Annotated in this window: 20 protein-coding genes; 12 read left to right on the top strand and 8 right to left on the bottom strand. The window is 72.1% G+C overall.

Annotated elements, in window-relative coordinates:
* Entirely contained in the window at positions 1 to 510 is a 510-nt protein-coding gene (locus ACIQGQ_RS35340; protein ID WP_402404194.1) for a MarR family winged helix-turn-helix transcriptional regulator, read from the bottom strand.
* A gap of 86 nt (positions 511 to 596) precedes the next feature.
* The gene (locus tag ACIQGQ_RS35335; protein WP_402404191.1) at positions 597 to 1,169 is read right to left on the bottom strand and encodes a TetR family transcriptional regulator; all 573 of its coding nucleotides are present in this window, start codon (positions 1,167 to 1,169) and stop codon (positions 597 to 599) included.
* Positions 1,170 to 1,336: 167 nt separating this feature from the next.
* On the opposite strand from ACIQGQ_RS35335, the gene ACIQGQ_RS35330 reads away from it, so the two are divergent.
* From ACIQGQ_RS35330 to ACIQGQ_RS35320, 3 genes are all read left to right on the top strand, one after another.
* Positions 1,337 to 2,824, top strand: coding sequence for an FAD-dependent monooxygenase (locus ACIQGQ_RS35330; RefSeq protein WP_402404188.1), 1,488 nt, complete (start codon positions 1,337 to 1,339; stop codon positions 2,822 to 2,824).
* A gap of 146 nt (positions 2,825 to 2,970) precedes the next feature.
* Entirely contained in the window at positions 2,971 to 3,306 is a 336-nt protein-coding gene (locus ACIQGQ_RS35325; RefSeq protein ID WP_402404185.1) for a YnfA family protein, read from the top strand.
* 86 nt (positions 3,307 to 3,392) lie between these two features.
* On the top strand, positions 3,393 to 4,151 hold the full coding sequence (locus ACIQGQ_RS35320) for an SDR family NAD(P)-dependent oxidoreductase (RefSeq protein WP_402404182.1): 759 nt from the start codon (positions 3,393 to 3,395) through the stop codon (positions 4,149 to 4,151).
* Positions 4,152 to 4,320: 169 nt separating this feature from the next.
* Here the strand turns inward: ACIQGQ_RS35320 and ACIQGQ_RS35315 are convergent, their stop codons facing one another.
* Entirely contained in the window at positions 4,321 to 5,514 is a 1,194-nt protein-coding gene (locus tag ACIQGQ_RS35315; RefSeq protein ID WP_402404179.1) for an RtcB family protein, read from the bottom strand.
* A 170-nt stretch (positions 5,515 to 5,684) separates the two neighbouring features.
* Here ACIQGQ_RS35315 and ACIQGQ_RS35310 point away from each other — a divergent pair, with 170 nt between their 5' ends.
* The 3 genes from ACIQGQ_RS35310 to ACIQGQ_RS35300 all read left to right on the top strand — a co-directional run bounded on the left by ACIQGQ_RS35310 (position 5,685) and on the right by ACIQGQ_RS35300 (position 9,161).
* A complete protein-coding gene (locus tag ACIQGQ_RS35310; protein ID WP_402404218.1) occupies positions 5,685 to 6,584 on the top strand; it encodes a DUF3558 domain-containing protein in 900 nt (299 codons plus the stop codon).
* A gap of 133 nt (positions 6,585 to 6,717) precedes the next feature.
* Complete coding sequence (locus ACIQGQ_RS35305; protein ID WP_402404177.1) at positions 6,718 to 7,623, top strand: DUF3558 domain-containing protein; 906 nt, start codon at positions 6,718 to 6,720, stop codon at positions 7,621 to 7,623.
* 161 nt (positions 7,624 to 7,784) lie between these two features.
* Positions 7,785 to 9,161 carry a DUF2637 domain-containing protein gene (locus ACIQGQ_RS35300; RefSeq protein ID WP_402404174.1) on the top strand — a complete coding sequence of 459 codons (1,377 nt, stop codon included), beginning with the start codon at positions 7,785 to 7,787 and terminating at the stop codon, positions 9,159 to 9,161.
* A gap of 21 nt (positions 9,162 to 9,182) precedes the next feature.
* Here ACIQGQ_RS35300 and ACIQGQ_RS35295 read toward each other — a convergent pair whose 3' ends face one another.
* From ACIQGQ_RS35295 to lysS, 3 genes are all read right to left on the bottom strand, one after another.
* Positions 9,183 to 9,863 carry a hypothetical protein gene (locus tag ACIQGQ_RS35295; protein WP_402404171.1) on the bottom strand — a complete coding sequence of 227 codons (681 nt, stop codon included), beginning with the start codon at positions 9,861 to 9,863 and terminating at the stop codon, positions 9,183 to 9,185.
* On the bottom strand, positions 9,860 to 13,318 hold the full coding sequence (locus ACIQGQ_RS35290; RefSeq protein ID WP_402404215.1) for a CHAT domain-containing protein: 3,459 nt from the start codon (positions 13,316 to 13,318) through the stop codon (positions 9,860 to 9,862). Before ACIQGQ_RS35290 ends, ACIQGQ_RS35295 begins: the two co-directional genes overlap by 4 nt.
* Positions 13,319 to 13,643: 325 nt before the next feature.
* A complete protein-coding gene (gene lysS, locus ACIQGQ_RS35285) occupies positions 13,644 to 15,419 on the bottom strand; it encodes a lysine--tRNA ligase (protein WP_402404168.1) in 1,776 nt (591 codons plus the stop codon).
* Positions 15,420 to 15,553: 134 nt separating this feature from the next.
* Here lysS and argS point away from each other — a divergent pair, with 134 nt between their 5' ends.
* Positions 15,554 to 17,329, top strand: coding sequence for an arginine--tRNA ligase (argS, locus tag ACIQGQ_RS35280; RefSeq protein ID WP_366299888.1), 1,776 nt, complete (start codon positions 15,554 to 15,556; stop codon positions 17,327 to 17,329).
* 63 nt (positions 17,330 to 17,392) lie between these two features.
* On the opposite strand, the gene ACIQGQ_RS35275 is transcribed toward argS, so the two are convergent.
* The gene (locus tag ACIQGQ_RS35275) at positions 17,393 to 18,781 is read right to left on the bottom strand and encodes a helix-turn-helix domain-containing protein (RefSeq protein WP_402404164.1); all 1,389 of its coding nucleotides are present in this window, start codon (positions 18,779 to 18,781) and stop codon (positions 17,393 to 17,395) included.
* A gap of 314 nt (positions 18,782 to 19,095) precedes the next feature.
* On the opposite strand from ACIQGQ_RS35275, the gene ACIQGQ_RS35270 reads away from it, so the two are divergent.
* From ACIQGQ_RS35270 to ACIQGQ_RS35250, 5 genes are all read left to right on the top strand, one after another.
* On the top strand, positions 19,096 to 19,836 hold the full coding sequence (locus ACIQGQ_RS35270) for a DUF4232 domain-containing protein (RefSeq protein WP_402404161.1): 741 nt from the start codon (positions 19,096 to 19,098) through the stop codon (positions 19,834 to 19,836).
* Positions 19,837 to 19,907: 71 nt separating this feature from the next.
* Complete coding sequence (locus ACIQGQ_RS35265) at positions 19,908 to 20,708, top strand: HEAT repeat domain-containing protein (RefSeq protein ID WP_402404159.1); 801 nt, start codon at positions 19,908 to 19,910, stop codon at positions 20,706 to 20,708.
* A gap of 119 nt (positions 20,709 to 20,827) precedes the next feature.
* Positions 20,828 to 21,613 (top strand): Scr1 family TA system antitoxin-like transcriptional regulator, encoded by a 786-nt coding sequence (locus ACIQGQ_RS35260; protein WP_402404156.1) that lies wholly within the window; start codon positions 20,828 to 20,830, stop codon positions 21,611 to 21,613.
* Complete coding sequence (locus ACIQGQ_RS35255) at positions 21,610 to 21,921, top strand: DUF397 domain-containing protein (protein ID WP_402404153.1); 312 nt, start codon at positions 21,610 to 21,612, stop codon at positions 21,919 to 21,921. Before ACIQGQ_RS35260 ends, ACIQGQ_RS35255 begins: the two co-directional genes overlap by 4 nt.
* A gap of 29 nt (positions 21,922 to 21,950) precedes the next feature.
* A complete protein-coding gene (locus ACIQGQ_RS35250; RefSeq protein WP_402404150.1) occupies positions 21,951 to 22,616 on the top strand; it encodes a 1,4-alpha-glucan branching protein in 666 nt (221 codons plus the stop codon).
* 58 nt (positions 22,617 to 22,674) lie between these two features.
* On the opposite strand, the gene ACIQGQ_RS35245 is transcribed toward ACIQGQ_RS35250, so the two are convergent.
* Positions 22,675 to 23,292 carry a GNAT family N-acetyltransferase gene (locus ACIQGQ_RS35245; protein ID WP_402404148.1) on the bottom strand — a complete coding sequence of 206 codons (618 nt, stop codon included), beginning with the start codon at positions 23,290 to 23,292 and terminating at the stop codon, positions 22,675 to 22,677.
* Positions 23,293 to 23,471: the final 179 nt, after the last annotated feature.

The raw sequence follows: 23,471 nt of genomic DNA, 5'->3' as shown, positions 1-23,471 counted from the left end.
TCAGGGCCGGACAGCGGCGGTTCCCCGGGCGCCGTCGCCCGTGCGCAGGTCCTCGACCTGGTGGGCGCTCAGCTCGACCGTACGTCGCATGTGCGTGATGAGCAGGGCCAGTTCGTCGTCGTCGTACGCGTCGAACATGGCCGCCCACGCACCGTTCAGCCGCCGCCACACCGCGCCGACCTCCGCCATCCGCTCCGGCACGGGCGTGACGAGCACCCGTCGGCGGTCGACGGTGTCCCGCGCGCGCGTGACGTATCCGCCGCGCTCCAGGCGGTCGACCAGTCGGGTCGCCGAGCCGGTGGTGAGCCCGGTCAGCTCCGCGATCCGGCCGGTGGTGACCGGCGCCGCTTCCAGGCCGAGCAGGTTGAGGCACTGGAGGTCGGTCGGATGGAGCCGCAGATGGTCGGCGACGGCCTGGTTGAAGAGCGCGTACGCGGCCATGTAGCGGCGCGACTCGACGGTCAGCTCGGCCATCAGCGCACTGCGGCCGGGCCGGGACTTCTGCGGCATGCGGAAAGTGTACGAAGCGGACGGACCCCGTCCGACGTCCCGTCGCGCCCCCTTCTCCGCCGCCGTGCCGCACTGCCCGCGCTCCGTCACGGCGATTCGGCGGTGAGGTAGCGCTGGACGGTCGGCGCGAGCCAGGCGATCACCTCCTCGCGCGACATCTCGACGGCGGGGGCGATGCGCAGCACGTACCGCGTGAGCGCCATCCCCAGTATCTGCGAGGCGACGAGCGCGGCACGCCCCTCCGCCTCGGCCGGGACGGGGCAGACCCCGGCCGTGACCGCGCCGATCTGCTCGGTGAAGACCTGTCTCATCCGCTCCGCGCCCGCCTCGTTGGTCACCCCGACGCGGAGCATGGCCGTGAGCACCTCGTCCCCCTCCCAGCGGTCAAGGAAGTGGCCGACGAGGACGGCGCCGATGTGCTTGGCCGGCAGCGACCCGAGCAGGGGCAGCCGCAGCTCGATCGCGGAGGCGGCGACGAACAACGCCTCCTTGTTGCCGAAGTAGCGCATGACCATCGACGGGTCGATGCTCGCGTCCCGGGCGATGGCCCGGATGGTGGCGCGCTCGTATCCGTCGGCGGCGAACCGCTCCCTCGCGGCCCGCAGGATCGCGGCCTTGGTGGCGTCCGAGCGCCGGAGCGCGGTGGCGGGTTCTGTCATGCCAACAAATGTAGGCCAACAAGCGTTGACATGCCAGAGGCCACGGTTCTACCGTTGATGCCAACAGGTGTTGACCAACGTTTGTTGGCACCCGGTTCCCGGTCGGCGTCCCACCTCGGCGCCTGGCGCCGGAGGCCGATGCCGCCGTACGGGCCCAGGAGGCAGTCATGACCACCACCCCGAGCACCGCACCCGCAGCAGCACCCACCCCCGAGACCACCGGCGCCATCGGCGTGATCGTCGTGGGCGCGGGCCCCACCGGCCTGCTGCTCGCGGGGGATCTCGCCGCCCGGGGCGTCTCCGTCACGCTCGTGGAGCGCCGCCCGCGCCGGACGAGCAACCTGACCCGCGCCTTCGGGGTGCACGCCCGCACGCTCGAGCTGCTCGACGGCCGGGGTCTGGCCGACGAGCTGCTCGCCACGGGCACCACGCGCGCCTCGCTGGACTTCTTCGGTGCGCTCTCGCTCGACCTCGGGCGTCTGCGCACCCGGTTCCCCTACATCCTGATCACCCCGCAGTACGAGGTGGAGCGGGTGCTGGAGCGCCGGGCCCGCGAGGCCGGTGTCGACTTCCGCTACGGGGTGGAGCTGACCGGCCTCCGGCAGGACCTCGCCGAGGAGTCCGTCACGGCCGAGTTGCGCGGGGCGGACGGCGCCCGGTCGTCCCTCACGGCCCGCTATCTCGTCGGTGCGGACGGAATGCGCAGCGCGGTGCGCCGGGAGCTCGGGCTTCCCTTCCCGGGGAAATCCGTGATCCGGTCGATGGCGCTCGCCGACGTCCGGCTCACGGGCGAGCCGCCCAACCTCCTCGCGGTCTACGGCGAGGGGGACGCCTTCGCCTTCTTCGCCCCCTTCGGCGACGGCTGGTACCGCGTGATGGCGTGGAGCCGCACCCACCAGGCGGCCGACAGCGAGCCGATCGACCTGGAAGAGGTGCGCGCGATCGTGCGCGCCGCCGTCGGCACCGACTACGGCATGCACGACGCCCGCTGGGTCTCCCGCTTCCACAGCGACGAGCGCCAGGTGCCGTCGTACCGGACCGGCCGGGTCTTCCTCGCCGGGGACGCCGCGCATGTCCACTCCCCCGCGGGCGGCCAGGGCATGAACACCGGTCTCCAGGACGCGGCCAACCTCTCCTGGAAGCTCGCCGCCGTGCTCCAGGGCCACACCACCGCCCCGGAGGCCCTCCTCGACAGCTACCACGCCGAACGGCACCCGGTCGGCACGGCCGTGCTCCGCTCCAGCGGCGCGCTCGTCCGGCTCGCCATGGCCCGCGGCCCGCTCCAGCGCACGGTCAGAAATGCCGCCGCCAAGACGCTGTCCCGGTGCCGGCCCGCCGCCGACAGGACCATAGGGATGGTCTCGGGCATCGCGATCTCCTACCGGGCCCCGCTCGGAGCGCACCCCCTCACCGGGAAGCGCGCCCCGGACCTGGCGCTGCGGGAGGGCCGCCTGTACGAGCTGCTGCGCGAGGGCTCCTTCGTCCTGGTCGCCCCCGCCGGTACGGACGCCCCGGCCGGGTCGCCGGTCCCCCTGGTGCGCGCCTGCTGGCGCGACGGGCGCACCACCGCCCTGCTCGTCCGCCCCGACGGCTACATCGCGTGGGCGGGCGACCGCCCCGACCCGGCGGCGCTACGGGCCGCGGTCGCCCGATGAGCCCGCGCCGGAGGCCGGGCCGGGTGGATCCGCGCCGGGGCCGACGCCCACGCCGGGGCCGGCGCGTAGGAGCGGGGCCGTGCCGGGGCCGTTCCGGGCGGGGCCTTGCGGGCGGGGCCGCGCCGGGGCCGTGAAACGCTGGCCCCATGACCGTGACCCGATCCGTCGCCCTCTTCATCGTCGCCGCGCTCTTCGAGATCGGGGGTGCCTGGCTGGTCTGGCAGGGCGTGCGTGAGCACCGGGGATGGATCTGGATCGGGGCGGGCATCCTGGCGCTGGGCGCGTACGGCTTCGTCGCCACGCTCCAGCCGGACGGCGATTTCGGCCGCATCCTGGCCGCCTACGGCGGTGTCTTCGTGGCCGGATCGATCGCCTGGGGCATGGTCGCCGACGGCTACCGCCCCGACCGGTGGGACGTGATCGGCGCGCTGGTCTGCCTGGCCGGGATGGCCGTGATCATGTACGCCCCGCGCGACCACTGAACGGGCCGGGGCACGCCCCCGGATGGCGCGTACCCCGGCCTGCCTATCCTGGGCCCGTACCGACCAGCTGCCCGAGGAGTCCCGTCATGGCCGCCACCCCGATCGCCGTCGTCACCGGAGCGAGCAGCGGCATCGGCGCCGCGACCGCCCGGCAGCTGGCCGCGGCCGGTTACCGCGTCGTGCTGACCGCGCGCCGCAAGGACCGCATCGAGGCGCTCGCCGCCGAGATCAACGAAGCGGGGCACCAGGCGACGGCCTACACGCTGGATGTGACGGACCGCGCCGCGGTCGACGAGTTCGCGACGGCGTTCCGTTCCCTCGCCGTGCTCGTCAACAACGCGGGCGGCGCGCTCGGGGCCGACCCGGTCGCCACCGGCGACCCCGCCGACTGGCGTCAGATGTACGAGACCAACGTCATCGGCACGCTCAACGTCACCCAGGCCCTGCTGCCCGCCCTCACCGCGAGCGGGGACGGCACGGTCGTGATCCTCTCGTCCACGGCGGGCCTCGGCACGTACGAGGGCGGCGGCGGGTACGTGGCCGCCAAGCACGGGGAGCACGTCCTGGCCGAGACGCTCCGCCTGGAGATCGTCGGCACCCCGGTCCGCGTCATCGAGGTCGCCCCCGGCATGGTCAGGACCGAGGAATTCGCCACCACCCGCTTCCGCGGCGACACCGAGAAGGCCGCCAAGGTGTACGCGGGCGTCGACGCCCCGCTCACCGCCGACGACGTGGCCGACACCATCACCTGGGCCGTCACCCGGCCCAGCCACGTCAACATCGACCTCCTGGTGGTCCGCCCCCGGGCCCAGGCCTCCAACTCCAAGGTCCACCGCACGGCCTGACCGTCTGACCGTCTGACCACCTGACCACCTGCCCGCCGGACACGTCCTCGAAGGGCAGGTGAGCGGGGCAAGACAGCAGGAAGGGCCCCGGACACACCACCCGTGGTCCGGGGCCCTTCCGTCCAACTGTGCGCGAAGGGAGCAAGAGGTCCACCGGGGACGCTCGGCCTCAGCCCTTCACGCACACGATCTGCTTGAGCTTGGCGACGACCTCCACGAGGTCCCGCTGCTGCTCGATGACCTGCTCGATCGGCTTGTACGCCGCCGGGATCTCGTCCACGACACCGGAGTCCTTGCGGCACTCCACGCCCCGCGTCTGGTCCTCCAGGTCCTGCGTCGAGAAACGCCGCTTCGCCGCGTTCCGGCTCATCCGTCGCCCGGCGCCGTGCGAGGCCGAGTTGAACGACTTCTCGTTCCCGAGCCCCTTCACGATGTACGAACCGGTGCCCATCGAGCCCGGGATGATCCCGAAGTCCCCGGAACCGGCACGGATCGCGCCCTTCCGCGTGACCAGCAGGTCCATGCCGTCGTACCGCTCCTCCGACACGTAGTTGTGGTGGCAGGAGATGACCGGATCGAAGGTGACCTTCGCCTTCCTGAACTCCTTGCGGACCACGTTCTGGAAGAGCGCCATCATGATCGCCCGGTTGTGCTTCGCGTACTCCTGCGCCCAGAACAGGTCGTTCCGGTACGCCGCCATCTGCGGGGTGTCCGCGATGAAGACGGCGAGGTCGCGGTCGATCAGGTCCTGGTTGTGCGGCAGCCTCTGCGCCTCCCCGATGTGGAAGTCGGCCAGTTCCTTGCCGATGTTCCGCGATCCGGAGTGCAGCATCAGCCAGACCGAGCCCGACTCGTCGAGGCAGAACTCGATGAAGTGGTTGCCCGATCCGAGCGTCCCCATCTGCTTCGTGGCACGTTCCTGACGGAACCGGACCGCTTCGGCGACCCCGTCGAACCGCGCCCAGAAGTCGTCCCAGCCGGGCGCCCGGAAGCCGTACAGCCGGTCGGGGTCCACGGCGTCGTCGTGCATGCCGCGGCCCACCGGGATCGCCTGCTCGATCTGCGACCGGAGCCGGGACAGGTCGCCCGGCAGGTCGTTGGCGGTCAGCGAGGTCTTCACCGCCGACATCCCGCAGCCGATGTCCACCCCGACCGCCGCCGGACAGACCGCACCGTGCATCGCGATCACCGAACCGACCGTCGCCCCCTTGCCGAAGTGCACGTCCGGCATGACGGCGAGGCCCTTGATCCACGGCAGCGTCGCCACATTGCGCAGCTGCCGCATCGCGACGTCCTCGACCGAGGCCGGATCCGCCCACATACGGATGGGGACCTTGGCCCCCTCCATCTCCACGTACGACATATTCCCTCGATTCCCCCGAAAAGTCTGATAGCGCAAAACCGGTGCCAAGGTCGGCAAATAAGTCGGCCGACCGGCATCCACGGCGGCGCGTGCGATACACATTGTCTCCATCGGCTGCCATCGGGCGGCAACCGTTTTTCGCACGAAGGGAGCCCAGGACCGTGCGACGAATGGCCTTCGCGGCCGGCACCGCGCTGCTGGCAGCGCTTGTCGTCGGCTGCAGCGCCGACTCCGGAGCCGACGGTTCCGCGGCCGACGGCAAGTCCGGCGAGACCACCGTCGCCGCCGCGGCCCCCGGCAAGTACCGCACCCTCCCCGAAGCCTGCGGCTCCGTCACGGCGTCCGCGCTGAAGGACCTCCTCCCGGGCACCGCCGACCTCCCCGAGGACCAGCAGAAGAAGGTGTACGCGGGCACCGCCGCCGTCACCTACAACACCGAACGCCGGGTCGGCTGCGCCTGGAAGTCGGACACCTCCACCGCCTCGCACACCCTGACCATCGACTTCGAGCGGGTCGTGTCCTACGACCCCGCGGTGAGCGACGACGACCGCGCCCTGGAGGTGTACACGAAGAAGGAGACCGCGGCCGGCCTGTCCCCCGCCTCCTCCTCCGCGAGCCCCGACAGCGCGGACGGCGACGGCGCGAAGGACACGGACAAGCCGGGCTCCAAGAGCGGCGGCAAGGATTCCGGCACCGAGGACTCCGGCACCGGCTCGGGCCCCTCCTCGCACGCCCTGGCCACCTCCGCGACCGCGAGCGCCGACCCGGACTCCACCGCCACGGACGAGCCCGACCCGGACTCCTCCGACACGGACGGAACCGACACGGACCTCCGCCCCCGGCTCCTCGACGGCCTCGGCGACAGCGCGTTCCTGAACGACCGGCTCACCCACTCCGGCTCCGCCGCCCAGCACCGCACCGTGAGCGTGGTATTTCGCACATCGAACGTCGTCGTGACGATCGAGTACACCGAGCAGCCGGCCGTCTCCACCGTCGTCCCCGACAGCGGAGAACTGCAGGAGAAGGCCCAGGCACTGGCCCGGAACCTGGTCGAGAAGTTCACCGAATGACCCCGCCCCCGGCGCCCCCGGCATCCGCCGGTCCCGGCCGCCGGGACCTCCGGTCCGGACTCCGCCCGGCCCCGGTCCGTCGTACCGTGGCCCTCCGGACCGCCCGCACCCGCGTCATCCCAGTGAAGGAACCATGCACCGTTCAGCTCCGCGACTCGCCCGCATACTCGCCTGCGCCGCCGTTCCGGTGATGCTCGTCGTCGCCGGCTGCTCGTCGGACTCCGGCGACAAGGAGAAGGACAAGGAGGGGGCGGGTTCGTCCGCCTCCTCGTCGCCGGGCGCGAGCGAGAAGGCGGAGCCGACCGTCGCACCCGCCAAGTTCACCTCGCTGCCCAACCCGTGCACGTCGGTCACCAAGAAGACGATCACGTCGCTGGTCCCCTCGGCGAAGAGCAAGAACGGCACCGCCGCCACCTCCAGCGACACCTCGTACCGCTCCGGCTGCTCCTGGAACGGCCTGGACGACAACGGGGTGAAGGGCTCCCAGTACCGCTGGCTCGACATCGGCCTCACCCGCTTCGACTCCGACCAGGCCCTCGGCAGCGGCGCCGACCGCGCCCAGCAGGACTTCACCAAGCAGGTCACCAAGACGAAGACGGCCGAGGGCGCCAAGAAGGTCGCCGAGAAGCCCGTCAGCGGCATCGGTGAACAGGCGACCCTGGTCACCTACGACCTCACCAAGACGAAGGAAGACTTCAAGTACGCGACGGTCGTGGCCCGGACCGGCAACGTCGTCATCACCCTCACCTACAACGGTGCCGGGTACGCGGGCGCGAAGACCCCCTCCGCCACCGACATCGCGAAGGGCGCGGAGCAGGCCGCCAAGGACGCGGTGGCCGCCGTCGCCGCCGGTACGGGCGCGGACAAGCCGAGCGGGAAGGCCGACGACAAGAGCGGCGACAAGTCCAAGGAAACGGACAAGTCCAAGGACGCGGACAAGAGCAAGGACGCGGACAAGTCGGACGACACCAAGAAGTCCGGCAGCGGCGCCTCGCTGGAGAAGAGCGACGACAAGCCTTCGGAGAAGGCGGCCAATTAGGCGGTACCGCCCGTACGACGAAGCCCGGCGCTCCCCGCGAGTACCGGGCTTCGCCCCTCCCCGCGCAACGCGCCCCACCCCCATGTGCCAGGCTGTGCCCGCCGGAAGTCGCAGCAGGACGCCGGATCGGGCGTCGGGAGAGGGGAACGCGGGTGGCCGCGATGCAGCTGACACGCACCCACCGCATACTCATCGGTCTCGTGGTCGCCGGTGCGGTGCTGATCGCCGCGATCGGGTTCGCGGGATCGTACGCGGCGGTGCGCGAGCTCGCCGAGAAGAAAGGTTTCGGCGACTTCTCGCTGGTCTTCCCGATCGGCATCGACGCGGGCATCTGCGTCCTGCTCGCCCTCGATCTGCTGCTGACCTGGCTGCGCATCCCGTTCCCGCTGCTGCGCCAGACCGCCTGGATGCTGACGGCCGCGACGATCGCCTTCAACGGCGCCGCCGCCTGGCCCGACCCGCTCGGCGTCGGCATGCATGCCGTCATCCCGGTGCTCTTCGTCGTCTCCGTCGAGGCCGCCCGCCACGCGGTGGGCCGGATCGCCGACATCACCGCCGACAAGCACATGGAGGGCGTCCGCCTCACCCGCTGGCTGCTCTCCCCCGTACCGACCTTCCGGCTCTGGCGGCGGATGAAGCTCTGGGAGCTCCGCAGCTACGAGCAGGTCATCAAGCTCGAACAGGACCGGCTCGTCTACCAGGCCCGCCTCCAGGCCCGCTTCGGCCGCAACTGGCGCCGCAGGGCCCCCGTCGAGTCCCTGATGCCGCTGCGCCTGGCGAAGTACGGGGTGCCGCTGGCCGAGACCGCCGCGGCGGGCCTGGCCGCCGCCGGTGTCGAACCGCAGCTGCTGCCCCCGCAGCCCGTGACCGTCGCGCCGGAGCTGGGGCCGCAGCTGGGGCTGGAACTGGAGTCCAAGCCCGTCCAGGCGGTGGCGCCCGTACCGGCCGTGGCCGTGGCCCCGCAGGAACCCGTACCGGCTGCCCCCGCCCAGGAGCAGATACCGGTGCCGGTGCCTGCGCCAGTACCGGCATCGGTGCAACCCGCCCAGGAGGGGCAGAGCCAGTGGTTCTCCGCGCCCCGGAACACGCCGTACCAGGGCGGATACGACCCGAACTACGACCCGGCGTCGCAGCAGTCCCACCCGTCCCAGGCTCCGCAGATCCCGCAGCCCCGCGCCGCCGAGCCCGAGCCGGGGCCGGAGCCCGTCCAGGAGCAGCCCCCGGCGCAGCAGCCCCAGGAACAGCAACCGCCCCAGGAGCCTCAGCCGGAGCCCGAGCCGCACGTCCAGGTGCCGAACGGCGCGGGCGGCACCCGGCCGCTGGGCGAGGGCACCCCGGCGACAACCCCCTCGGACGAGGAGCTGTACGAGGTGTTCCGGTACTCGATAGCCGGCGAGGGCATGCCCACCCCCGGCGCCTTCGCCGCGAACGTCGAGGCCACGTACGGGCTGCGCCTCCAGTCCCGCAAGCTGAACCAGTACATGGACCGGTTCTCCGCCCGCTTCAACAACGAGCTGATGGAGGACCACATCGCCTGAGGGCTGTCCCGGCGTGCGGCGTCACTCCGGGAGGGTGATGGCGGACAGCGCCGGCGTCAGTTCGGCCCGGTAGCGGCGGATGCCCAGGGTGCGGTGCTCGATCTCGGCGGCGAGCAGGACATCGGCGACGTTCAGTCGGCCGGGCACCGTCTGGACCAGGGCCGCCAGCGCGTGGTCGCCGACGAGCGGATGACCGCCGGCCCGGCGGAACCGCCACATCGGCGTCGCCTGCGAGGCGCCGTACCCACGGACCAGCCACTCCCGCCGTGCTTCCGCGGGGTCGTTCGCCCGGCGTTCCGCCTGGACGTTCAGCACCCCCGTCGTCAGCCCCACACTGACCGTGGAGGCGGCCGACGCGACGGGCGCGGTCCGCTCGCCGGGTTCGATCGCCCGCGCGATCGGGGTCGGACCGCCCTCCTCGTCGGTGCGGAGCGACAGCCCGAGGGACGCGCTCACGAACTCTCCACGGGCCCGGGCCGTCTCCGGGCGGAACGAGCAGACCAGCACGAGGTGGCGGTAGGACCGGCCCGGGTCCGCCGCCGCGTAGGCGGCCCAGTCGGCGGGTACGAGCGGCTCCGCGACCGGCAGGCAGTCCCAGCCGAGGGAGAGCCGGCCGTGCAGCGCCTCGGGATCGGGGGGCGAGCCCAAGGTGCGCTCGGGCACGAGGGCGATCGGCTGTGTGGTGATGTCGTACGTGCTCATGCGGTCGCGTTCCTCGCCTGGATGAGAGAGAAGGTTCCCCAGTCCCGGTACTGGGGGTACTGGGCGCGGGTGGCGAGCTGAGCGGCACGGAACGCACCGACCACGCCCGCCCCCCGTCCCAGGTCGCCGTGGAGATGGGAGAAGAAGGCCATCGCGGGCTCCGGACGCACCGGCCACAGGCAGCCGACGACGGCACCTGCCCCGGCGGCGAGCAGGGCCCCGGGGATGCCGCGCAGGTTGTCGTTGAGGTCGAAGCGGCCCAGGGCCGAGTCGCAGGCGGCGAGCGTGACCAGGCGGACGCCTCGCAGGTCGACGCCGAGCAGGTCGTGGGCGAACACCCGCCCGTCGTCGTCCCGGTCGGGGCTCAGGTACAGGCAGTGGAACCACGGCGCGGCGGAGTCCGGGGTGCCGTGCGCGGCGATGTGGACGACATCGGCGGTGGCGAGTTCGCCGAGCAGGCGGCCGCGGGTGGCGTCGGCACCGACGACCGCGGGGACCCCCACCGTGGCGGCGACCCGGCGGGCGTGCTCCTCCAGCGGTTCCTCCGCGGCCAGCCCGAATCCGGTGCCGCCCCGGGCGGACGCGATCACCGCCGTACGCGGAGGGCGCGTGTACGGCGCGGACGGCAGGAGCGCGGTGAGGCTCGGGATCGCGGTGACCGTCCAGTCGTCGGCGAGCGGACGGCCGTCCATCGGGCACAGGTGCAACGGGAAGTAGTGGAACGGGCCGTGCGGCCAGACGATCAGCCGGTCCTTGCCCTGCTCGCGCCAGCGTGCGAAGTCCCGCTGGTCGCCCAGGAAGCAGGCGGTGGCGGACAGTTCGTCCCAGCCGTCGGGGGCGACGTCCAGGAAGAGGGGGTCGGCGGCGACCCCGTCCCGCACCCGCCGGACCTCGTCGGCCACCAACTTCCTCGCCGACCAGTGGACTTGTGGATATCCGTCCGGGACGACGATGTGGACCGCGCTGCGGTCCCGGGTGAGCGCGATCACGACGACATCACCCGGGACCGTCTCCGGCTCGGGCAGGAACGTGGCCAGCAGCACGGTCCGTTCGTCGAGCAGCTCGCGGTCGCCCAGCAGCCGGCCGAGGGAACCGACCACGTCGACCGGCCGGTCGGCCCGGTTCGCCCGCAGCAGCATCCCGTCGATCACCCGGTCGGTGAAGCGCCTCAGGTTGCGGGCGATCTCGGCGCCGGTCCGACCGGGCTCCGCCGGGTCGCTCTCCAGCGCGGCGAGCAGATCCGCCGGGGCCCGGGAAGCGGCGGGCTCAGGGGACTCGGCGGCCCCGGAGGCCGGGCCCGACTCGGCGTCGGCGATCCTGCCGAGCAGGGCACCGATGGTGCCCGACCGGTCCCGGAGCGGCTCGCCGCCGTACCAGAGGGCGGACTCGGCTCCCTTGGCGGCGTGCAGGACCGCCAGCAGGAGCACGAGCGGTACGTGCTCGACGTGCCGCACCGCCTGCCAGACGGCGGAGTGGGCAACCTCGCGGACGGCGGCGGCGAACTCCGGGTCCTGGCTGCCCTGGAGACTCGGCGCCGTCCTCACCAGGACGAGCAGCGCACGGAACAGGACCGGCCCCTCGGTCCCGGTCAGCCAGGACCGGAAAGCGGCCAGGCAGGCCCCCGCCAGGTCGAGCAGCCCCAGCTCCGCGTAGGCTGCGGCGGCCCAGAGATGGTGGGCCTCCCGGTCGGGGAAGTGCTCGGTCGCCGAGCCCGCCGCACCCGCCAGCGCGTGCAGATCCGCCGAGGCCAGCAGCCCCGCCGCGGACCGGCGCCACACCGGCTCGTGGTCGATCAGGAGCCGCTGCCCCAGGTCGGCGAGGCCGGCGGCCCGTACGTGCGCCGCCAGGTGCGCCAGATCCTCCTCGTACGTCTCGGCCCCGGCGTCCCGAAGGCGGTGGGCCAGCGCCACCAGTTCGGCCTCGGCGGCCCCGTCGGCCCCTTCGGCCGGGCACGGGACACGGGCGCTCCCCGGACCGTGCAGCCTCGCCTCCAGTACCTGCCGCCGATACGCCTGGTCGTCGTCCCCGCCCAACGCGTCCGCCCACTGGAGCACCCGGGCCAGCAGCGGGCCGTCGCCCGCCGCCCTGGCGACCGCGATCCCCCGCGAGACCAGATCCCGCAGCGCGCCCGCGCCGGGGCCGCCCGGGGAGAGCGCCGGGGCGTCCCGTTCGAAGATCAGCGAGGCCAGCCGCACCCCCGAGTCCCCGGGAACCAGTCGGCACAGGGCGAGCGTGTCGGCGATCCTGGCGTCCTCGTCGTCCGTTGCCCGCACCGCCTCCAGGGCGTCCTCCGGCCCGATCTCCCGCCCGGTACGCGCCAGAGCGATCAGCGCGCGGGCGGGCGCCGGACCACCGGTCGTGCCCGCGGCCGGCCCCTCGGCCTCGGCCAGCAGTTCCACGGCCTCGGCCAGCAACGCGATCCGGTCCAGCTCCCCGTGCAGCCCCCGCGACGACGGCTCCCGCCGCAGCCTCTCCCACCGGGCCTCCCGGCACGCCGTCATGTGCGGCTCGGCCTCGGCGTACGCGTCACCGGCCCGGTCCACCGGCGCGCTCATCACCACCCGCAACCGCGCCGCGGAGACGAGCACCGACACCAGCCCCGCACCGGGCCCCTCGCGCCGGTACCGCTCGACGAGCTGCCGCGACACCGCGTCGGCGTCCCGGAACAGCTCCATGTCGCCCTGGACCGAGAGGGCCCGCACCGCCGACTCCACGGTCAGCCGGGCGGCCCGGTCCCAGGCCCCGCAGCGGCCCGGTCCGCCGTACAGAACGGCGAGTTCGGTGATCATCCGCGTGTAGGCGTAGGTCCCCCGCACCTCGGTGCCGGGCTCGACCGCACTGGCGCCCAGCAGCCTGTCGAACATCTCCTCGTCGTCGAGGGCCACGGCTCCCGTCGCGTCACGGAACTCCTTGAGACCGGCGACCCGGCCCACCGCCTCACCCAGCGACAGGACACCGTCGTTGACGAACTGCGCCAGGTGCAGCAGCTGCCCCACGGGATCGTCCAGGACCCGGACCACCGGCCCGTCCTGTCCGGCCTCCGGCGCCCGCACCACCCGGTCGAACCCCACCGGGCCGCCGACGACCAGCCCGGCCTCCGCGACGGCCGGCAGCTCCTCGACGGCCCGCTCCCACGCCAGGGAGTGGACGACCGCCAGGAGCACCGTCCCGCGCGCCCGGGCCGCCTCCGTCCACCCGTCCGGCCGCTCGGGACACAGGTCGTGGACGAACTCCGGGTTCCTCGGGGACACCACCCGCAGCTCCCCCGGCTCCGTCCCGGCCACGACCCCCCAGCCGGGCAGGACCCGGCCGTCGCCCACGGAGTCCACCACCGACCACATCTCCTGCAGACCGTCGAGCAGGGCCCGGTGCAACAGGCCGCCCTGTGGCCGGTACGCGTCGGAGACGGCCAGGCCGGCCCATGGCCGACCGTCCACGAGCATGACGAATGCCATGCCGGTCACGTCATGGAAAGTCCGCACGCCGCCCCCATCCGGACCAGAAGCCTTCCCGGACGGCCAGCGTAGCCGCGCGCCCGGGACCGGCCCTAGGGGGTGTCTGACAAATGCCTGCGGCGTCGCGGGGTCCGGCACGCACGCTCGCGGCGTTACCGAACCGCCCACGTGGCTCCGCCACGCAGACGCCCCGGCGCCTTGCGATCGCACGCACCGGACCCCGCTCCTTCACCCGCACTCATTCATCAGACACCCCCTAGACCGCACGACGGAGGGCCGCCGCCCGGAAATCCCGGACGACGGCCCTCCTGCGCATGTCCAACGGCTACGCGCCCAGCAGCCTGCGCACCCGGTCCGCGCCGACCGCCAGCAGCAGCGTGGGCAGCCGCGGCCCGGTCTCCCGGCTCACCAGCAGCCGGTACAGCAGCGCGAAGAACGCCCGCTGCGCGACCTTCAGCTCCGGCGTCGGCTTGGCGTCCGGCTCCAGGCCCTCCAGCACCTTCGGCACGCCGTAGACGAGCGTGGTCAGCCCGTCCAGCGACCAGTGCGTGTCCAGCCCCTCCAGCAGCAGCCGCAGCGACTCGCGGCCCTGCTCGTCCAGGGAGCCGAGCAGCTCCTTGTCCGGCTCGGCGCGCACGATCGTGCGGGCGTCGGCCGGGACCTGGGTGGTGATCCAGTTCTCCGCGCGGTCCAGCCGGGGCCGGGCCTCGTCGAGCGAGGCCAGCGGGTTCTCCGGGTCCAGCTCGCTCAGGATGCGCAGCGTCTGCTCGTCGTGCCCGCCCGTGATGTCCACGACCGAGGCGAGCGTGCGGTACGGCAGCGGGCGCGGCGTGCTCGGCAGCTCACCGGCGGCCGTGCCGATGGCGCGCGCGTACGCGGCGGCGTCGGCCGGCAGCACCGAGCCGTCGGCGACCTTGCGGGTCAGCGAGTCCCACTCGTCGTAGAGCCGCTGGATCTCCTGGTCGAAGGCGATCTTGAAGGACTGGTTGGGCCGGCGGCGCGCGTACAGCCAGCGCAGCAGCGGCGCCTCCATGATCTTCAGCGCGTCGGCCGGGGTCGGCACCCCGCCCTTGCTGGAGGACATCTTCGCCATGCCGGAGATGCCGACGAAGGCGTACATCGGGCCGATCGGCTGCACCCCGTCGAAGATCTCGCGGACGATCTGGCCGCCGACGACGAACGACGAGCCCGGCGAGGAGTGGTCCACGCCGCTCGGCTCGAAGATCACGCCCTCGTAGGCCCAGCGCATCGGCCAGTCGACCTTCCAGACCAGCTTGCCCCGGTTGAACTCGCTCAGCCGGACCGTCTCGGCGAAGCCGCAGGCCGTGCAGGTGTAGTTCAGCTCGGTGCTGTCGTCGTCGTACGACGTGACGGTGGTGAGGTCCTTCTCGCAGTTGCCGCAGTACGGCTTGTACGGGAAGTAGCCGGCCGAGCCGCCGCTGCCGTCGTCCTCGCTCGCCGCGCCGGAACCGGCCTCGGCCTCCAGCTCGGCCTCGTCGACCTTCTTCTGCTGCTGCGGCTTCTTGCCGCCCTTGGCGCCCTTGGCCCCGGCCTCGGCCGGGTCCTTCTTCGTCCGGTACCGGTCGAGGACGGCGTCGATGTCGGCGCGGTGCTTCATCGCGTGCAGGATCTGCTCGCGGTAGGCACCGGCCGTGTACTGCTCCGTCTGGCTGATGCCGTCGTACTCGACGCCCAGCTCGTCCAGCGAGGCCGTCATCGCGGCCTTGAAGTGCTCCGCCCAGTTCGGGTACGCGGACCCGGCGGGGGCGGGCACCGAGGTCAGCGGCTTGCCGATGTGCTCGGCCCAGGACTCGTCGACCCCGGGGACGCCGTTCGGTACCTTGCGGTAGCGGTCGTAGTCGTCCCAGGAGATCAGGTGGCGGACCGTGTACCCGCGACGGCGGATCTCGTCGGCGACCAGGTGCGGGGTCATGACCTCGCGGAGGTTGCCCAGGTGGATCGGGCCCGACGGGGAGAGGCCGGACGCGACGACGACCGGTTTGCCAGGCGCACGACGCTCCGATTCGGCGATGACCTCGTCCGCGAAGCGGGAGACCCAGTCGGCCTCGGTGCTGCTCTGACTCTGAGCCACGGTCTGCACGTCCTTCTCTCTGGTAGCGCTGGTAGGGGCTGCGCCCATTCTCCCAGGTCCCCCCGGGAGCGCGAAAACGGCTTTACCACCCGTGGAATACTGGTTGTGATCCCTTGTACTCCTACGGAAACGGCAGCCAGCCCATGGCCTCGGTCAATTCCCTCGCTTCCTCGCTCCAGCAGCAGCTGGCGGACGCCCTGACGGCAGCCCTGCCGGATGCCGGCACCGCGGACCCGCTGCTGCGACGAAGCGACCGGGCCGACTTCCAGGCCAACGGCATCCTGGCCCTCGCCAAGAAGCTCAAGGGCAACCCCCGCGAGCTGGCCTCCAAGGTCACGGCCGAGCTCCCGTCCGGCCCGGACGGCGGCCTGATCAAGGAGATCGAGGTCTCCGGCCCCGGCTTCCTGAACATCACGCTCAGCGACCGGGCGATCGTCGAGACCCTCGCCGCGCGCGCCGCCGACGACACGGACCGGCTCGGCGTGCCGTACAACGCCGCCGCGGGCACCACCGTCATCGACTACGCCCAGCCCAACGTGGCCAAGGAGATGCACGTCGGCCACCTCCGGTCCGCCGTGATCGGCGACGCGATGGCGCGGATCCTGGAGTTCAGCGGCGAGTCCGTGGTCCGCAGGCACCACATCGGCGACTGGGGCACGCAGTTCGGCATGCTCATCCAGTACCTGGTCGAGCACCCCGACGAGCTGTCCCACGAGGGCGGCGCGGAGGACGGCGAGGCCGCCATGTCCTCGCTGAACCGGCTCTACAAGGCGTCCCGGGCGCTCTTCGACGCCGACGAGGAGTTCAAGGCCCGCTCCCGGGACCGCGTCGTCGCGCTCCAGGCGGGCGACGCCGAGACCCTCGCCATGTGGCAGCGGTTCGTCGACGAGTCGAAGATCTACTTCTACTCGGTCTTCAACAAGCTCGACATGGAGATCAGCGACCCCGACATCGTCGGCGAGTCCGGCTACAACGACATGCTGGAGGAGACCGCGCGCCTGCTGGAGGAGTCGGGCGTCGCCGTCCGCTCCGAGGGCGCGCTCTGCGTCTTCTTCGACGACGTGAAGGGCACGGACGGCGAGCCGGTGCCGCTGATCGTGCAGAAGTCCAACGGCGGCTTCGGCTACGCGGCCACCGACCTCTCCGCGATCCGCGACCGGGTCCAGCACCTCAAGGCGTCCACCCTGCTGTACGTGGTCGACGCCCGGCAGGCCCTGCACTTCAAGATGGTCTTCGAGACCGCCCGCCGGGCAGGCTGGCTGAACGACGACGTCAAGGCCGTGCACCTCGCCTTCGGCACCGTGCTCGGCAAGGACGGCAAGCCGTTCAAGACCCGTGAGGGCGAGACGGTCCGGCTGGCGGACCTGCTGGACGAGGCGATCGACCGCGCCTCCACCGTCGTCCGCGAGAAGGCCAAGGACCTCACCGAGGACGAGATCACCGAGCGCGCCACCCAGGTCGGCATCGGCGCGGTCAAGTACGCGGACCTGTCGACGTCCGCCGCCCGCGACTACAAGTTCGACCTGGACCAGATGGTCTCGCTCACCGGCGACACCAGCGTGTACATCCAGTACGCGCACGCCCGGTCCCGCTCGATCAAGCGCAAGGCGGGCGAGCTGGCCTCCCGGCCCCACCCGGAGCTGGAGCTGGCCCCGGCCGAGCGCGCCCTGGCCCTGCACCTGGACCAGTTCGCCGAGGTCGTGACCGAGGTCGCCGCCGCGTACGAGCCGCACAAGCTGGCCTCGTACCTCTACCAGCTCTCCTCGCTGTTCACGACGTTCTACGACCAGTGCCCGGTCCTGAAGGCCGAGGTCCCCGGCGATGTCGCCGAGAACCGCCTCTTCCTCTCGGACCTCACCGCCCGCACCCTCCACCAGGGCATGGAGCTGCTCGGCATCCGGACGCCCGAGCGCCTCTGACCACACCCGTCACACCCGCGTACGTCCCGGCCCGGTGGCCGTGACCAGGGAAGGACCCCGGTCCTACTCCTTCTCCTTGGTCACCCACTGGGCCGTGTCGTACCGGTAGTCGTACGTCGGCCGGGCCTGGATGCTGCTGGTCCGGAACGGCTTGCCGGCGTCGTCGATGCGGAGCAGTCCCGTGCGGCCGCCGCTGCTCCACTCCAGCTCCAGGAACCAGCTGACGTCGTGGCCCTCGACGTGGACCTTGAGGTCGAAGACCTCCACATCGGTGGAGGACACCCGGAACGGGAAGTTCTTCGGCGGTACCCGCTCGCCCTCCTTCTCCCCGGCGACCGGCCGCAGCACCGGCCCGTTGTCGTCGAGGTCGACGTCGAAGGACTGCGGGGTGATGCCGCTTCCGCAGCCCTCCCCCATCGAGTACGCGGACCAGGGCAGCGGCGCCTTCCGGGAGACCGTCCGCACATGGATGCGCTTGATCACGACGGCCTGTTCCGACTTCCCCTGCACGGTGACTTCGAGCTGCATGCTGCCGCCGCCCACCCCGCCCAGTGCCCTCGCCCAGCCCCGGGTGCTCTGCGGCGCGGGCGGCGGAGGAACGTCCTCCGGCTTCTGGTCGAGGACGTAGTACTGGCCGCAGGGCTCCTCCCAGTTGTACGAGCTGATCGTGGCGGTCAGCGGAGTCCCCACGACCGCCGGCCCGGACCCGCCGTCGCGCCCGCCCGACGCGCTCGCGGCCCCGCCCGGCGCCGGTGACGAGGCGTCGGCCGAGCCGGACGGGGAGGAGCTCGCCGACTTCTTCGCCCGGTCCGGCGGGGCGGTGGTGCCCGCGGTGGTCTTCTCGGGCTCGTCCCCGTCCTTGGCCGCCACGGCGGGGGCGTTGCTCCACTCGTCGGAGCGGTCGGCGGTCAGCCTGCTCACCACGATCGAGGTGGGCACGGTCAGCGCGACGACGGCGGCCGCCGCGAGCAGCACCCGGGCCCGCCGGGAGGCCGGGAACACCCTGCGCGGCCGGACGGGCGCCGGGGCCGCGGTCACGTCCTCGGGCGCGGGCGCGTCATCGGACGCGGGTACGGGGACGGGTTCGGCCTTGGACTTGGCCTCGGGCTCGGATTTGAACTTGGCCTCCGGCTCGGGCTCCGACTCGGGTACGGAAACGGGCACGGGTGCAGGTGCGGGTGCGGGGTCGCCCGCGGCCGGACGCCGTCGCGCCGCGTCCGCCACGATCCACCGCCGGTGCAGCTCCACCAGTTCCTCGGGGCTCGCCCCGCACAACCGGCCCAGCCGCTCCACCGGCGCGTACTCGTTCGGCACCGCGTCCCCGTTGCAGTACCTGTGCAGGGTCGACGTGGAGACGTGCAGTCTTCCGGCGAGAACCCCGTAGCTGTGCCCCGAACGATCCTTCAGTTCCTTCAGCAGAGCCGCGAATTTACCGGCCTCCGGCGTCGCCACCTCGGCGTTCCCCCTCCTGGTCCGTCCCGGAACGCCGTTCCAGGGACGTGGAATCTGCCCAGGTCACAGTACGCGCAGCCATTCCAGCATCCCCAATGGCCCGTTCGGCGTTGCGGCCGGAATCCGGCGCCCCGCAATCTGATGGCACACCGCAGCGACCACCAGGGACGACGCAGTGCGAATGAACTTCCGCATCGAGATCGTCGATGCCGTGGCCATCGGCGTGGTGATCGTGTCCACCGCGATCGTCATGGTCCTGATCTGCCACAACTGACCCAGAAACCGCACCTGTACACACGGGGAGTACCACCACCATGCGCAAGCACCTCCGCACCACCACACTGGCCGCGACCGCCCTCCTGGCCGCCCTCTCGCTCACCGCCTGCAACGCGGACGACATCACGGACAACGGCAAGAAGGCGGGCGAGTCCGCCCCGGCCGCGTCCGAGGGCAACACCGCCGCCCCGAAGACCGGCCAGGACACCGAGGGCGCCGCCAAGGGCGCCTCCGAAGGAAGCTCCGAGGGCGCGGCCAAGGGAAGCTCCGAGGGCAACTCCAGCGGCACCTCCAACTCGTCGGCCGGGAACGCCTCCGCCAAGGGCGGCGGCAACGGCGGAGGCTCCACCAGCAAGACCCCCGTCACCTGCACCGGCGCCAACACCAAGGTCACCGTCACCCAGGTGAGCCGGCCCATCAACCACCTGCTGCTCACCGCCACCAACACCGGCACCGCGCCCTGCTTCGCGTACTACGCGCCGGGCCTCCGCTTCGACAACGCCCAGGCGGCGTTCCCGGTGCTGGAGAGCAGCAAGCCGCAGGCCGTGGTGACCCTCGCGCCGGGCCAGTCCGGGTACGCCGCCATCGGCCTGGCCGGTGAGCCCGACGGCCAGGAGCAGCACAAGTCCAACCACCTCACGGTCTACTTCACGGGCCGGGCCAACCAGGGCTCCGTCGGCTCCCCCGCCGAGCTGACCCTCCCCGCGGGCACCACCTGGGCCGACAACGGCTTCGTCACCTACTGGCAGGCCGACATGGCGGACGCCCTCACCTACTGATCCGCCGGGTGGGCAACGGCAACGCGGCACAGGCCCCGCACCCGTCGAACACGGGAGCTAGCATCGGTCGCATGGCGATGTTCGTGCACCTGACAGCCTCCGCGAACGCGGCGCGCATCCGCCGCTCCGGAGTGAGGGCCGTCAGCCACGGACGCGACGCGGACCGGTCGCGGGGCCTCTACTGCTTCCCCGTACTCCCCTCGTACACCCTCACGCACCAGTGGTTGCGCGAGCTGTCGCGGCGCAGCGGGCCGAGGGGGCTGGTCGCCGTGCATCTGCGGCTGCCGGACGACGAGCCGGTGACCGTGGGCCGCTACTACCGGGAGCCCAAGCACGTCACGGCCGCCGAGGCGGTACGCCGGATCGCCGCCATGGACGATCCGCGCGGCTGGGAGGTGTTCGTCCCCCGGTCGGCCGCCAAGGGCGAGGTGCACAGCGTCCGCCCGATCCGCCAGGTCACCGGCTGGCGGTACTTCCCCGACGCGCACGGCACGGCCCCCTGCACCTGCGCCGGCTGCCGGGTACGGGGCGAGTACGGGTCGCGGCGCCTGCGGGAGCGCCGCCCGCACCCCCTGGACGGCCCGCCGCCCGCCGCCCCGGTCCTCCTCCGGCAGATCGCCGCGGCGGGCACCCCGGGCGACCCGGAACAACTCGCCCAGACCCTCCACTGGTTCGGGCTGCGGCGGCGCGGCCCGGTCGACCGGCTGGCCCACCTCGCGGACCACCCGGACCGGGAGGTGCGCCGGGCACTCGTCTGGGCCATCGCGAGATGGACCACCCCCGGCACCGCCGACCTGCTCCAACGCCTCTCCGGGGACCGGGACGAGTCGGTCCGGGAGGCCGCCGCCTGGAACCTGTCCGAGCGCTCCTGAGCGTGCGCCCGGACCCGTACAGATTTTTTGTACGGGTCGTGCGCGCGTGACGCGGGCGCGCGGGTGGAAGTTCGCTCGGTATGCACCCCAGTAAGCGGAAGCGCAAGAACGCGTCGGCCATGAAGATGGTGGGACGGCTGATGGCCTTCTACCGCGACCGGATCGACGTCACGCAGGTCCAGTTGGCCGAGATGACCGGCCACCATCCGGAGACGATCTCCTCCATCGAGCAGGGGCGGCGCGTGCTGCTGCGTTCGCTGGCCGTCAAGGTCGACGAAGTGCTGGGTACGGGCGGCGCGTTGGCGGTGGCCATCGAGGAACTGCCGGAGATCGACCTCATCCCGCAGTGGGCGGACGAGTACCTGGAACTGGAGCTGGATGCGCTGACCCTGTCCTGGTACGACAACCAGGTCATGCCAGGGCTTCTGCAGACACCGCGCTACGCGGAGGCGGTCTTCCGCAACCGGGTCCCGGCCTTCAGCGAGGCCGAGGTGGCATTCCAGACGGAGACCCGGCTCAAGCGCCAGGAGATCCTGCACCGACCGTCGCCGCCGACCATCAGTTTCGTCGTCTGGGAGCCCGTTCTGAGCCTCCAACTCACCGACGACGAAGCACATGCGGAGCAACTGCGGCATCTCCTGGAGTGCGCCGATCTCCCCGGCGTCTGCCTCCAGGTTCTACCCCTGGCCTACCGCACCCACGCGGGTCTGGACGGCCCCTTCATCCTGCTGGAGACGCCGGACTTCCAACGCGTGGCCTACTCCGAAACACAACGTGGCAGCCTGCTGGTCTCCGACCCCGACGAGATCAGCATCCTCTCCCAGAAATATGCGATGCTGCGAACCCAGGCGCTCACCCCCGAAGACACCAGGCGCCTGTTGAAACGCTTGCTGGGAGAGCAATGAGCACCGCACTTGAGTGGTTCAAGTCCAGCTACAGCGGCAGCGAGGGCGGTGCGTGCCTCGAAGTCGCCTACGAATGGCGTAAGTCGAGCTACAGCGGCGACGAGGGCGGCCAGTGCCTCGAGGTCGGCTACCACTGGCAGAAGTCGAGTCACAGCAATGACGAGGGCGGCGCCTGCGTAGAGGTCGCCGCGTGCACCGCCGCCGTCCACATCCGCGATTCCAAGATCCCCGACGGCCCCACCTTCACCGTCGGCCCCAACGCCTGGTCGGCCTTCGCCGGATACGCCGCCGAGCGGCACACCGGCTGAGACCGCCCCGAGGGAGGAACCGCTCCACCATGGCAGTGATCCACCGCACCACCCTGAAGCCCACCAAGCTCGAACTCCTCGCCCCCTGGCTGCCCACGCAACCCTGGTACGCCGGCGCCGAGGGGCAGCGGCCCGAGCTGGACAGGACCGGCGGATTCCGGCTCGACGACCCGGCGGGCGAAGTCGGCATCGAGTTCATGGTGGTCACCGACACCTCGGGGCCCGAGCCGGTCTCGTACCACGTGCCGCTGACCTACCGGGGCGCGCCGCTTCCCGGCGCCGAGCACGCCCTCATCGGCACCACCGAGCACGGTGTCCTCGGTGACCGCTGGGTGTACGACGGGGCACACGACCCGGTTGTGGCAGCCCAGTTGTACGCGCTCCTGCTCGGCGAGGCCGAACCGCAGATGCAGAGCCTCAGCGACACCCCCGACCCGTCCGTCACCGCCCGGTTCACCGGACAGCGCGACGCGGCCGGGCCCACCGTCACGTCCGTCACCGACGCCCCGCACGGCACGGACATCACCCTCACCACCGCCTCCGGCAGCGGCCCGCTGATCCTGCGCGTCCAGCGCGTGCTCGGCCCCGGCGAGGAGAGCGGAACGGAGGCGCGCGGCGAGGTCACCGCCGACGCACCCCGACCGGACGGCAACCCGGCACGCGCCGTCTTCGTCACCGCGCTCGCTCAGCCGTAACCGGCCCCGGGCCCGGTCGGCCGGGCCCGGTCCTTGGCGCCCCGTCCCGTACGCCGTGTCAGACGGCGGTCGCGGGGCGGGGCGCCCGGCGCATCGCCCACACCGGCGGGCCGCCGTGCGGAAGCCCGGCCTCCCCGAGCACGGTGAAGCCGAAGTGCTCGTAGAAGGGGACGTTGGCCTCCTTGGACGACTCCAGGTAGACGGGCAGGCCCGCCGCGTCCGCCCGCTCCAGCCCCGACCTCAGCAGGGCCGCGCCGTGCCCCTTCCCCCGGGCCGCCGGATCGGCGCCGACCACCGCGAGGTACCAGTGCGGTTCCTTCGGCCCGTGTTCGGCCGCCAGGGCGACGGCCTCGCGGAACAGTTCGGCCCGGTCGCCGAGGACGTCGGCCAGCTCGCCCAGCGTCGTCGCGTCCGGAACGACCTTGTCCTGCGCCTCCGGTGGCACCCAGAACGCCGCCGCGTCGTCGGTGCGCTCACACATCCCGTACGGGCCGTACTGCCGGGTGAAGATCGTGGTGAAGTACCGGACCAGGCCCGCCGCCCGGGACCGCTCGTCGGGGAAGAACCAGGCCATCATCGGGTCGTCGTCGAAGGCACGCGTCAAAGTGGCGGCAATCCGCTCGGCGTCCTCGGCCACGGCCGGTCGCACATCGTTCTGTATCGGCATACGGGGCATTCTGCACCGCCGCCCCGCGACGGGATCAGCTTCCCCCGCCGCTCGGCGAGTTCGTTCTCGACGCCGGTGATCCGTACCGTTACCCGCATTGGTCTTGACCAATCTTACGAGGTATGAAAAGCATGGCCAAAGTCGTCACAGATGGCCATACGACCACCTTCGCGGGAGAACGAACCCCC

Origin of the sequence: Streptomyces sp. NPDC092952 (assembly GCF_044754785.1) — a bacterium.
Lineage (GTDB): Bacteria > Actinomycetota > Actinomycetes > Streptomycetales > Streptomycetaceae > Streptomyces.
The sequence above is the reverse complement of the archived record's forward strand: the minus strand, read 5'-3'. Positions and strand labels throughout refer to the sequence as shown.

Coding starts and splice junctions, on each gene's coding strand:
- ACIQGQ_RS35340 (WP_402404194.1), bottom strand. CDS start 510: ATGCCGCAGAAGTCCCGGCCCGGCCGCAGTGCGCTGATGGCCGAGCTG.
- ACIQGQ_RS35335 (WP_402404191.1), bottom strand. CDS start 1,169: ATGACAGAACCCGCCACCGCGCTCCGGCGCTCGGACGCCACCAAGGCC.
- ACIQGQ_RS35330 (WP_402404188.1), top strand. CDS start 1,337: ATGACCACCACCCCGAGCACCGCACCCGCAGCAGCACCCACCCCCGAG.
- ACIQGQ_RS35325 (WP_402404185.1), top strand. CDS start 2,971: ATGACCGTGACCCGATCCGTCGCCCTCTTCATCGTCGCCGCGCTCTTC.
- ACIQGQ_RS35320 (WP_402404182.1), top strand. CDS start 3,393: ATGGCCGCCACCCCGATCGCCGTCGTCACCGGAGCGAGCAGCGGCATC.
- ACIQGQ_RS35315 (WP_402404179.1), bottom strand. CDS start 5,514: ATGTCGTACGTGGAGATGGAGGGGGCCAAGGTCCCCATCCGTATGTGG.
- ACIQGQ_RS35310 (WP_402404218.1), top strand. CDS start 5,685: ATGGCCTTCGCGGCCGGCACCGCGCTGCTGGCAGCGCTTGTCGTCGGC.
- ACIQGQ_RS35305 (WP_402404177.1), top strand. CDS start 6,718: ATGCACCGTTCAGCTCCGCGACTCGCCCGCATACTCGCCTGCGCCGCC.
- ACIQGQ_RS35300 (WP_402404174.1), top strand. CDS start 7,785: ATGCAGCTGACACGCACCCACCGCATACTCATCGGTCTCGTGGTCGCC.
- ACIQGQ_RS35295 (WP_402404171.1), bottom strand. CDS start 9,863: ATGAGCACGTACGACATCACCACACAGCCGATCGCCCTCGTGCCCGAG.
- ACIQGQ_RS35290 (WP_402404215.1), bottom strand. CDS start 13,318: ATGGCATTCGTCATGCTCGTGGACGGTCGGCCATGGGCCGGCCTGGCC.
- argS (WP_366299888.1), top strand. CDS start 15,554: ATGGCCTCGGTCAATTCCCTCGCTTCCTCGCTCCAGCAGCAGCTGGCG.
- ACIQGQ_RS35270 (WP_402404161.1), top strand. CDS start 19,096: ATGCGCAAGCACCTCCGCACCACCACACTGGCCGCGACCGCCCTCCTG.
- ACIQGQ_RS35265 (WP_402404159.1), top strand. CDS start 19,908: ATGGCGATGTTCGTGCACCTGACAGCCTCCGCGAACGCGGCGCGCATC.
- ACIQGQ_RS35260 (WP_402404156.1), top strand. CDS start 20,828: ATGAAGATGGTGGGACGGCTGATGGCCTTCTACCGCGACCGGATCGAC.
- ACIQGQ_RS35255 (WP_402404153.1), top strand. CDS start 21,610: ATGAGCACCGCACTTGAGTGGTTCAAGTCCAGCTACAGCGGCAGCGAG.
- ACIQGQ_RS35250 (WP_402404150.1), top strand. CDS start 21,951: ATGGCAGTGATCCACCGCACCACCCTGAAGCCCACCAAGCTCGAACTC.
- ACIQGQ_RS35245 (WP_402404148.1), bottom strand. CDS start 23,292: ATGCCCCGTATGCCGATACAGAACGATGTGCGACCGGCCGTGGCCGAG.